The organism is Polaromonas sp. JS666, from assembly GCF_900103405.1.
Lineage (GTDB): Bacteria > Pseudomonadota > Gammaproteobacteria > Burkholderiales > Burkholderiaceae_C > Polaromonas.
In genome coordinates this window covers 104,892-115,000 of record NZ_FNHX01000011.1, presented here as the reverse complement: position 1 = coordinate 115,000, position 10,109 = coordinate 104,892, and the positions used below count along the sequence as shown (strand labels likewise).

Annotated in this window: 7 protein-coding genes and 2 rRNA genes (1 of these 9 only partly in view); 6 read left to right on the top strand and 3 right to left on the bottom strand. The window is 59.5% G+C overall.

From position 1 onward, the window contains the following. A 23S ribosomal RNA gene (locus tag BLQ85_RS20810) occupies nt 1–2,227 on the top strand (it extends 653 nt beyond the left edge of the window). Between the two features lie 143 nt (nt 2,228–2,370). Continuing rightward, nucleotides 2,371–2,483, top strand: a 5S ribosomal RNA gene (gene rrf / locus BLQ85_RS20805). A 214-nt stretch (nt 2,484–2,697) separates the two neighbouring features. Here rrf and BLQ85_RS20800 read toward each other — a convergent pair. From BLQ85_RS20800 to BLQ85_RS20790, 3 genes are all read right to left on the bottom strand, one after another. Next, on the bottom strand, nt 2,698–3,618 hold the full coding sequence (locus BLQ85_RS20800; protein ID WP_074579884.1) for an MBL fold metallo-hydrolase: 921 nt from the start codon (nt 3,616–3,618) through the stop codon (nt 2,698–2,700). A 24-nt stretch (nt 3,619–3,642) separates the two neighbouring features. Continuing rightward, nucleotides 3,643–5,328, bottom strand: coding sequence for an AMP-binding protein (locus BLQ85_RS20795; RefSeq protein ID WP_074579883.1), 1,686 nt, complete (start codon nt 5,326–5,328; stop codon nt 3,643–3,645). Nucleotides 5,329–5,403: 75 nt separating this feature from the next. Beyond that, nucleotides 5,404–6,144, bottom strand: coding sequence for a DUF8198 family protein (locus BLQ85_RS20790; protein ID WP_074579882.1), 741 nt, complete (start codon nt 6,142–6,144; stop codon nt 5,404–5,406). 67 nt (nt 6,145–6,211) lie between these two features. On the opposite strand from BLQ85_RS20790, the gene BLQ85_RS20785 reads away from it, so the two are divergent. The 4 genes from BLQ85_RS20785 (at nt 6,212) to BLQ85_RS20770 (ending at nt 10,107) form a co-directional block, all read left to right on the top strand. After that, the gene (locus BLQ85_RS20785) at nt 6,212–6,718 is read left to right on the top strand and encodes a hypothetical protein (RefSeq protein WP_074579881.1); all 507 of its coding nucleotides are present in this window, start codon (nt 6,212–6,214) and stop codon (nt 6,716–6,718) included. 16 nt (nt 6,719–6,734) lie between these two features. Then, entirely contained in the window at nt 6,735–8,345 is a 1,611-nt protein-coding gene (locus BLQ85_RS20780; RefSeq protein ID WP_074579880.1) for a GMC family oxidoreductase, read from the top strand. A 43-nt stretch (nt 8,346–8,388) separates the two neighbouring features. After that, entirely contained in the window at nt 8,389–9,297 is a 909-nt protein-coding gene (locus BLQ85_RS20775) for an esterase/lipase family protein (protein ID WP_074579879.1), read from the top strand. 147 nt (nt 9,298–9,444) lie between these two features. Further along, complete coding sequence (locus tag BLQ85_RS20770; RefSeq protein ID WP_074579878.1) at nt 9,445–10,107, top strand: helix-turn-helix transcriptional regulator; 663 nt, start codon at nt 9,445–9,447, stop codon at nt 10,105–10,107. Nucleotides 10,108–10,109: the final 2 nt, after the last annotated feature.

The following is a 10,109-nucleotide window of genomic DNA, read 5'->3' as shown; positions in this document are numbered from 1 at the left end:
TGGGTGTAGACCCGAAACCAAGTGAGCTATCCATGGCCAGGATGAAGGTGCGGTAACACGCACTGGAGGTCCGAACCGACTAGTGTTGCAAAACTAGCGGATGAGCTGTGGATAGGGGTGAAAGGCTAAACAAACTTGGAAATAGCTGGTTCTCTCCGAAAACTATTTAGGTAGTGCCTCAAGTATTACCATCGGGGGTAGAGCACTGTTTTGGCTAGGGGGTCATGGCGACTTACCAAACCAATGCAAACTCCGAATACCGATGAGTACAGCTTGGGAGACAGAGCACCGGGTGCTAACGTCCGGACTCAAGAGGGAAACAACCCAGACCGCCAGCTAAGGTCCCTAAAATTGGCTAAGTGGGAAACGAAGTGGGAAGGCTATAACAGTCAGGATGTTGGCTTAGAAGCAGCCATCATTTAAAGAAAGCGTAATAGCTCACTGATCGAGTCGTCCTGCGCGGAAGATGTAACGGGGCTAAGCCAGTTACCGAAGCTGCGGATTTGCAATTTATTGCAAGTGGTAGGAGAGCGTTCTGTAAGCCTGTGAAGGTGGTGGTGTAAACCCTGCTGGAGGTATCAGAAGTGCGAATGCTGACATGAGTAGCGTTAAAGGGGGTGAAAAGCCCCCTCGCCGTAAGCGCAAGGTTTTCTACGCAACGTTCATCGGCGTAGAGTGAGTCGGCCCCTAAGGCGAGGCAGAGATGCGTAGCTGATGGGAAACAGGTCAATATTCCTGTACCGATGTGTAGTGCGATGTGGGGACGGAGAAGGTTAACTCAGCCAACTGTTGGATATGTTGGTTCAAGCCTGTAGTCGTGCCTGGTAGGTAAATCCGCCGGGCTTAGATGAGGGGTGATAACGAGTCTGCTTGCAGACGAAGTGAGTGATACCCTGCTTCCAGGAAAAGCCACTAAGCTTCAGCTACACACGACCGTACCGCAAACCGACACTGGTGCGCGAGATGAGTATTCTAAGGCGCTTGAGAGAACTCAGGAGAAGGAACTCGGCAAATTGACACCGTAACTTCGGAAGAAGGTGTGCCTTTAGTAGGTGAACCATTTACTTGGGGAGCCCAATGAGGTTGCAAAAAATCGGTGGCTGCAACTGTTTATTAAAAACACAGCACTCTGCTAAGACGAAAGTCGACGTATAGGGTGTGACGCCTGCCCGGTGCTGGAAGATTAAATGATGGGGTGCAAGCTCTTGATTGAAGTCCCAGTAAACGGCGGCCGTAACTATAACGGTCCTAAGGTAGCGAAATTCCTTGTCGGGTAAGTTCCGACCTGCACGAATGGCGTAATGATGGCCACACTGTCTCCTCCTGAGACTCAGCGAAGTTGAAATGTTTGTGATGATGCAATCTCCCCGCGGAAAGACGGAAAGACCCCATGAACCTTTACTGTAGCTTTGTATTGGACTTTGAACAGATCTGTGTAGGATAGGTGGGAGGCTTTGAAGTGTGGTCGCTAGATCGCATGGAGCCAACGTTGAAATACCACCCTGGTGTGTTTGAGGTTCTAACCTAGGTCCATTATCTGGATCGGGGACAGTGCATGGTAGGCAGTTTGACTGGGGCGGTCTCCTCCCAAAGTGTAACGGAGGAGTTCGAAGGTACGCTAGGTACGGTCGGACATCGTGCTAATAGTGCAATGGCATAAGCGTGCTTAACTGCGAGACTGACAAGTCGAGCAGATGCGAAAGCAGGACATAGTGATCCGGTGGTTCTGTATGGAAGGGCCATCGCTCAACGGATAAAAGGTACTCTGGGGATAACAGGCTGATACCGCCCAAGAGTTCATATCGACGGCGGTGTTTGGCACCTCGATGTCGGCTCATCTCATCCTGGGGCTGTAGCCGGTCCCAAGGGTATGGCTGTTCGCCATTTAAAGAGGTACGTGAGCTGGGTTTAAAACGTCGTGAGACAGTTTGGTCCCTATCTTCCGTGGGCGCTGCAGATTTGAGGAAGCCTGCTCCTAGTACGAGAGGACCGGAGTGGACGAACCTCTGGTGTATCGGTTGTCACGCCAGTGGCATTGCCGAGTAGCTAAGTTCGGAAGAGATAACCGCTGAAAGCATCTAAGCGGGAAACTCGTTTCAAGATTAGATCTGCCGGGGCCTTGAGCCCCCTAAAGAGTCGTTCAAGACCAGGACGTTGATAGGTCAGGTGTGGAAGCGCAGTAATGCGTTAAGCTAACTGATACTAATTGCTCGTGCGGCTTGACCCTATAACTTTGATTAATTCGAAGTTGTTATGCCAAGTTGACGCATTCAAAAAGCACAGCCCAGCAGCTGTGCGAATCTAAATACAAGCTGATTTACTCTATGAATTCGATGGATTGTTCTTTGGACAATCTGTCAAAAAGTTATGCCTGATGACCATAGCAAGTTGGTACCACTCCTTCCCATCCCGAACAGGACAGTGAAACGACTTAGCGCCGATGATAGTGCGGATTCCCGTGTGAAAGTAGGACATCGTCAGGCTCTTACAGCAAGGAACGCCCGGTTGATTTTTGATCAACTGGGCGTTTTCTTTTGTGCGCCTGGTATCTGGCCCGGTGGCAAGAGCCTAGAAAAGCCCGCATGCAGCCATGCGGGCTTTTTTCGTTTGTGAGGTGAGGTGAAGAAGTCTCAGGGAAGCAGCCCGGCGAAATGGAAGACAAAACCTGAATGCCAAACCGGAATTGACCAGGTCGGCTCAAGCGTTCGAGATGCTGCTGCCGTCTCTCTGCGCCACGCCGGCCGCGACCAACTCTGCACTGAGCTGCCCTATCCACTCGCGGGCGGATATGTCGGCGAAAAACTTGGCTTTGATCTGCGTGAAATACGGCGTTTCAAGGGCCCACTGCGCAAACGCTTCAAAATCCTGGCGCTGAGTTTCAAGTAATTTGAATTTCAGCAAGACTTTGGCTGCATGGTGAGCATGCCTGCTCGGGTTGTCGATAAATGAATCCAGGCGCTGGCGCGCGCGCACTAGCACTTGCGGTGCATATGCGAAGACGCGGCCATGCCCAGGAACAACGGTTTTCGGGTTCAATCGTTCAATCAAATCCAGCGTCGCGGCCACCTGCGAGAACGCATCCGCTCCTTCGAGCTCGGGAAACACCACGCCAAACCCGTTCTCCCATAAGGCATCAGCAGAAATAAGCACGCGACTTCGCGGTTCGAAGAAGATCAGCGAGTGGGGATCATGGCCGGGCGCAGCGTGAACCTCCCATAATTCAGTTCCAAAGAGCATGGAAGTCCCTGGTTGCAGCGCCCACGTGAAGCCAAATTGCGGGCAAAGCTGCCCGGTCGGCAAATAAGTCAGTGCCACCGGGTCCCAATCAGCGACCTGCTGCGCGTGACCGGGAGGAATCAAGGTGCGGAGATCGGGGTAGCGCGCCTGCAAAGCCGCATTGCCGCCGCAGTGATCACTGTGCAAATGCGTGTTGATGAGGACGTCGAGTGGCCGCGGGCCCAAAACGGACTCCACCAAGGCCAGCGTCTGCGGCGCATGTGTGCAATACCCGCTGTCCACCAACACGGTTTCGCCGCCGCCGGTGAACAAAATATTATTGGCGGAGAGCCAGCCGCGCTCAAAAACATGGACCCCCGGCGGAAAATCCGGCTGGGCCATCAGCAAATTCCCGCGAAAAAGTGCTCAGGTTGACGCACGCAACTCGCGCCTGAGGATTTTCCCGACATTGGTTTTAGGCAAGTCATCGCGGAATTCAATGTATTTGGGACGTTTGTAGCCGGTGAGATGTTGCTTGCAATAGGCGCTCACTTCATCTTCGGTCAGTGTAGGGTCATTCTTCACGACAAAAACCTTGATGGCTTCACCTTGTTTGTCGTCAGCGATACCGATGGCGGCGCATTCGACAACGCCGGGACACAGGGAAATCACGTTCTCGAGCTCATTGGGAAACACATTGAAGCCCGACACGATGATCATGTCTTTCTTGCGGTCTATGATTTTTGTGTAGCCGCGCTCGTCCATGATGCCGATATCGCCGGTGCGCATAAAGCCGTCGGAAGTGAATGCCTTTTTGTTTTCCTCCGGTTGCTGGTAATAGCCCGTCATGACTTGCGGGCCCTTGATGCAAATCTCGCCGGATTCGCCCAACGCGAGCGATTTCCCCTCGTCGTCCTTGATCGTGACCTCGATGCTGGGCAGGGGCAGGCCTATGGTTCCAGTGAACTCCTTGTTGATCACTGGATTGTTGGTGCCGATCGCGCAGGTCTCGCTCATGCCCCAGCCTTCAATCATGGGGCAGCCGGTTACCTGCAGCCAGTGTTTCGCCGTACCCTCGGATGCGGCCATGCCGCCCGCCTGGGAGACGCAAAGGCTGGAGAAATCCACCGTTTTGAATTGCGGATGTTGGAGCAGCGCATTGAACAGCGTGTTGACCGCCGGCAACATGTGAAAAGGCCGCCTCTTGAGAACTTCAATGAATTTGCCGAAGTCGCGCGGGTTGGGAATCAGCGTCAGGTGGGCCCCCCAGCGGATGGTGAGCAGGCACAGCGTCAGCGCGAAGATGTGGTACAGCGGTAAGGCCGCGATGTTGTTGGTCTTGCTGACGTCGCCCACGCGTTCCAAGGCGGGCGTAAACCATGCTTCCGCCTGCAGGATCGCGGCGACGATGTTGCGATGGGTCAGCACCGCACCTTTCGACAGGCCGGTGGTCCCGCCGGTGTACTGCAGAAAAGCAATGGAATCCAGCGTGCTTTGAGCTGGCTTGAGCGCCAGGCGGCTTCCCTCGGCAATTGCACGATTAAACGTGGTGACAGTGCGTCCCTCGCTCAAAGGCAATTTGTAGGCCGGCACCAGCTTGGCAAGATGGCGCACGGCAAAGGTGATCCACTGGCCGTACCAGAAGCCCAGCAGATCGCCCATGGAGGCCACGACGACCTTCTTCACCGGCGTGCGTTCAATCACCTCTGCCAAAGTGGCGGCAAAGTTTTCCAGGATGACGATGGTCGTCGCGCCGGAGTCGCGCAGCTGGTGCTCCAGCTCACGCGCGGTGTACAGCGGGTTGACGTTGACGCAGGTGTAGCCCGCCCGCAGGATGGCCGCCATGGTGACGGCGAACTGCGGCACATTGGGCAGCATGATGGCCACGCGGGCGCCGGGCTCCAGGCCCAGGCTCTGCAGCCAGGCGCCCAATGAGGACGAGAGTTCGTCGAGTTGCCCATAACTCATCCAGCGGTCCATGCACACCGAGAATGGCTTGGCCGCATTTTTCTTGAACGAATCCTCCAGCAGATGGGTGAGCGAGCGGAACTGTTCGGTGTCGATCTCGTGCGATACACCTTCGGGATAACTCTTGAGCCAATGCTTGTTCATACAAACTCCTTGCGGCTCATTGTGAAAGCCGCCCGGCGGAATCCGTATGGGGCTTGTCCTAATGCGGGCGTGATATCAGGGCCCGGCAGCGAGCAAATGGCTCAATCTGGTCTCGCAGGTGACAGCATCGTCCTCAAACAGGGAGTGGATCCACGCCGTCTCGCGGTCTTTGATGAGCCTGAGAAATTCATGAGCGCCGCGCATGGTGGCGAAGGCATCGAAGCCGCTCTCCAGGAAATGTTGCAAGGAGTTCAGCCCGGCCGCCGCCGCCGGCCCGCGCATCATTTTGAGCAAGGTGCGAAGGCCGAACATCCGGGTCAGGCGGTCGAGTTCCTGCCCCAGATGCAGCACCACCTCCAGCTGCCGCTTGCGCGCGGCAATATCCCCCACGCGGCGCCAGCAGCGGATGTAGCGGGCACATACATCACTCTGGGGCATGCTTGCCGAGTCCGCCAGCCACTCGCGCGCCATCAGGTCGTCGAGCTGTTCCGTCAGGGCGTGCACTTCCGCCAGCGCGGCCGCGGTGTTGACAACGGGCTGCGGAAAAAGTTTGGCGATGGTGCCGGCGATGCGCGCGAACTGCTGGTCGCGTTCGGCGTAGTCCTTGTCGCTGTAAAGCTCCTGCAGGAAAAACGTGGCCGCGGTTTTATACCGATGGCTGTGCAGCAGGTCGGAATAGGTGGCCTCAAAGCGGCGTGCCTGGAAGCGCTTGAGCTCGGCATTGCCCCGGGCCAGCGGCGCGTCGGCCCTATGCTGTTGCCTGAGCTTCGCCACGGTCTCTAGCGCGTCGTGTATTTGTTGTGCGGAGGCGTCCATACAAACCCGGAGTTTATCTAGGTACGGGCCCCTATTGAAACCTAAATGCGCGTGCGAAACTTCCAGCATGCAAAGAAGAACGCTCCTCAAGCTAGGCGCCGCGTCAGCCGCCGTGCTGCTGGTGGCCGGCGGCACGGCCGCGCTGCTGCAGCCAGGCCTGGCAGGTGGCGCGCTGAGTGCATCCGGGCGCGAGGTGTTTTCGGCCATAGGCCGGGCCGTACTCGACAAGACACTGCCGGCCGATGAAGGTGCGCGGCAAATCGCATTGAACGGCCTGCTCAGCCGCATCGACGTGCTGGTGCAGTCATTGCCGCCCCACGCGCAGGCCGAGCTGTCGCAGTTGCTGGCTCTGCTCGCGAGTGCCGCGGGCCGGCGCGCGCTGGCCGGTCTGAACCAGCCCTGGCAAGAAGCCTCCGTCGCCGACATCCAGCAGTCGCTTCAGGACATGCGCGTTTCCAGGCTGGCGCTGCGGCAGCAGGCTTACGCCGCCTTGCACGACATCACCGCGGGCGCGTATTTCTCCGATCCGGCGAGCTGGGCGCTGCTGGGATATCCCGGCCCCATGAAGATCTAAAGACCCCGAAAGCAGCATGAGCCAACTGAAAGACCCGATCCGCGAAGGCCTCGCGCGCGGCTGGAAAGTGATGGGCGGCGCGTTGCCGCCGGCACCTGAAATACTCAGCTGCGATGTCGCCATCATAGGTAGCGGCGCTGGCGCCGGCGTCACGGCCGAACTGCTGGCCAAGGCTGGCCTGCAGGTGGTGATGGTTGAAGAGGGCCCGCTCAAAACCAGCAGCGACTTCAACCAGAAGGAATCTGAAGCATACCCGTCGCTCTATCAGGAAAGCGCCGCACGCAAGACCGAAGACAAGGCCATCAACATCCTGCAAGGCCGCTGCGTGGGCGGCTCCACCACAGTGAACTGGACCAGCTCCTTCCGCACGCCGGGCTCCACGCTCAAATTCTGGCAGGAGCGGTTCGGGCTGGATGGCTACACCACCGAACTGCTGGCGCCCTACTTTGCCGAAGCGGAGCAGCGCCTGAACATCACGCCCTGGCTGGTGCCCCCCAATGAGAACAACGACCTGCTGCGCCGAGGTGCGGCCAAGCTGGGGATTCCCGCATCGGCCATTTCGCGCAATGTCAAAGGCTGCTGGAACCTGGGCTCCTGCGGCCTGGGTTGCCCGACCAATGCCAAGCAGTCCATGCTGGTCACCACCATTCCCGCGGCGCTCGACAAAGGCGCGCAGCTGCTGACCGAGACCCGCGCGGAAAAGTTTGAGTTGGCCAACGGCAAGGTCACCGCGCTGCTGTGCCGCAGCCTGGGCAGATCACCCGGGACGGCGGGCGGGGCCATCAAGATCGTCGCGAAACACTATGTGCTTGCCGGCGGTGCCATCAATTCGCCGGCCGTGCTGCTGCGCTCGCAGGCGCCCGATCCGCATGGCGTGCTGGGCGCCCGGACCTTTTTGCATCCGGTGGTGATGTCCTCCAGCGTGTTCGAGCAAAAAGTGGAGGCCTGGAATGGCGCGCCGCAAACCATTTACTCTGACCACTTCCTCGAGACCCAGGCGATAGACGGCCCTATAGGCTACAAGCTCGAGGCCCCTCCGCTGCACCCGGTGATCTTTGCATCGACGGTGCCGGGCTTCGGCCAGGGCCAGCACGACTTGCTCAAATCCTTCCCCTACAACCACACCCTGCTGGCGCTGCTGCGCGACGGTTTCCATGACGAATCAAGGGGCGGGCAGGTCAAGCTGCGCAGCGACAACTCCGCCGTGCTGGACTACCCGCTGACGGACTATGTCATGGAGGGCGGGCGCAGGGCATTGCTGTCGATGATGGAGATCCAGTTCGCGGCGGGCGCGAAACAGGTGCTGCCGCTGCACGAGATGGCCCAGCCCTACACCTCCTGGGCGCAGGCCCGCGATGCGGTCAAGGCCTTGCCCATGAAGCCCCTGCTGACCCGGGTGGTGAGTGCCCACGTCATGGGCGGTTGCGGCCTGGCCGGCAACGAGCGCCAGGGCGTCACCCGGCCTGACGGCGTGCACTGGCAACTCGAGAACCTGTCCATCCACGACGGTTCGCTGTTTCCGACCAGCATAGGCGCGAATCCGCAGCTGTCCATCTACGGCATGGTGAACCGCCTGGCGCAGGGCCTGGCCGCCAGGCTCTCGGGCCATGGTGTCACACTGGCCTGAGATACTGCGGCTTGCTACCGCCGCCTTCTCTTTTGCCTGACCAATGCTGGCCCAACTACAAAGACTCATCACCCTGACCCTGGTCGCCGCGGCCTTTGGCTGGCTGCTCTGGTTTCTCGGCGACTCCCCGTTTATGGCGGTTGCGGGCTTTCTGGCCATCGCGCTGGGGTACACCGCTTTCCTGGCCCTCGAGTTTGTCTTTCTTCACCACGTCAACAAGCGGGACCCGGCACCCCAGCCGAGCTGGGGGGAACTGCTGCGGGCCTGGCTGGGGGAGACCCTGACGGCGCCGCGCGTCTTCTGCTGGCGCCAGCCTTTTCGCATGAACGCGGTCCCGGACCAACTCGCGCCCGACCCCGCAATGCAGGGGCGTCGCGGTGTGGTGTTTGTGCACGGCTTCTTCTGCAACCGCGGCTTGTGGACGCCCTGGCTCCAGCGCGTCCGCGCAAGCGGGCAGGCTTTTGTGGCCGTCAACCTCGAACCCCTGTTCGGCTCCATCGACGACTATGCGCCGCAAATCGACGAGGCCGTGCGCCGGGTCACCGACGCCACGGGGCTGCCGCCGCTGCTGGTGTGCCACAGCATGGGCGGGCTGGCCGTGCGGGCCTGGCTCAAGCGCATGCGCGCCGAGTCCCGCGTTTTCCATGTGGTCACCATAGGCACGCCGCACCGCGGGACCTGGCTGGCGCGCTTCGGCCACGGCCACAACGGCCGCCAGATGCGGCTACAGTCCGACTGGCAGGCGCAGCTGGACCATGAGATGCCGGCGGACCGCCATGCGCTGTTCACCTGCTGGTACTCCAACTGCGACAACATCGTGTTCCCGGCGTCCACTGCCACCTTGCCGGGCGCCGACAACCGCCTGATCCGCGGCGCCGCACACGTGCAGATGGCCTTCCTGCCCGAGGTGATGGACCCCACCCTGGCCATGCTGGAGTGCGGGCCGGGCTGAGCTGCGGCGCAGCCGGAGCGCTGGAGTCCGGCAATTCGGTCGAATTCATGTGAATTTCTCACAAGAATGACCCTGCATATTCACTATCTACATTGGGCTGGGCTTTTTATGCTCGTCTTCATCTATTTGTAGGATGGAGCGCCTCCCGTGACCCTGTTCGCACAGCCCAATGCCGCCTTCCTGGAGGCCGCGCCTTCATTCCCCCTGGACGACACCGATTCGGTGCCCGCCCTGCTCGCCTTCCTGGTGGATGAGCTGGCCCACGGGGTGCTTGTCATCAGCGCCCAGGGAAAGCTGCTGCACGTCAACCAGGCCGCCCGGCGCGAGCTTGACCGCGCCGTCGTGCTCGGCGCGGAGCGGGGTGAATTGAAAGTCCTCATGCAGCCCGATGCCAAGGCCTTTCAGGCCGCCCTGGGCAAGGCCATTGCGGGCAAACGCGGCCTCATCAGGCTGGCGGGCGAGGGTGTGGATTTCACCCTTGCCCTGGTGCCGCTGCAGCGCCAGGTTGGCGTGCCCTGCGACCGGATCGCGCTGGTGCTGTCGCGCGTGAGCGTGAGCGAGTCCGGTGTTTTCGGCGCGTTTGCCCGCAACCACGGCCTCACCCACACGGAAGAGCAGGTGCTGGTCTTCCTGTGCCGCTGCCTGAGCACGCCCGAGATCGCCATCCAGATGAAAGTCGCGGTCTCCACCGTGCGCAGCCATGTGCGCAGCCTGTGCGCCAAGACCGCTTCCAGCGGTGTCCGGGAACTGGTCAATCGCGTGGCGATTTTGCCACCCATCGCCCCCTCGCCGGTCGGACAGATTCATTGATC

Coding starts and splice junctions, on each gene's coding strand:
- BLQ85_RS20785 (WP_074579881.1), top strand. CDS start 6,212: ATGCAAAGAAGAACGCTCCTCAAGCTAGGCGCCGCGTCAGCCGCCGTG.
- BLQ85_RS20775 (WP_074579879.1), top strand. CDS start 8,389: ATGCTGGCCCAACTACAAAGACTCATCACCCTGACCCTGGTCGCCGCG.
- BLQ85_RS20795 (WP_074579883.1), bottom strand. CDS start 5,328: ATGAACAAGCATTGGCTCAAGAGTTATCCCGAAGGTGTATCGCACGAG.
- BLQ85_RS20800 (WP_074579884.1), bottom strand. CDS start 3,618: ATGGCCCAGCCGGATTTTCCGCCGGGGGTCCATGTTTTTGAGCGCGGC.
- BLQ85_RS20780 (WP_074579880.1), top strand. CDS start 6,735: ATGAGCCAACTGAAAGACCCGATCCGCGAAGGCCTCGCGCGCGGCTGG.
- BLQ85_RS20790 (WP_074579882.1), bottom strand. CDS start 6,144: ATGGACGCCTCCGCACAACAAATACACGACGCGCTAGAGACCGTGGCG.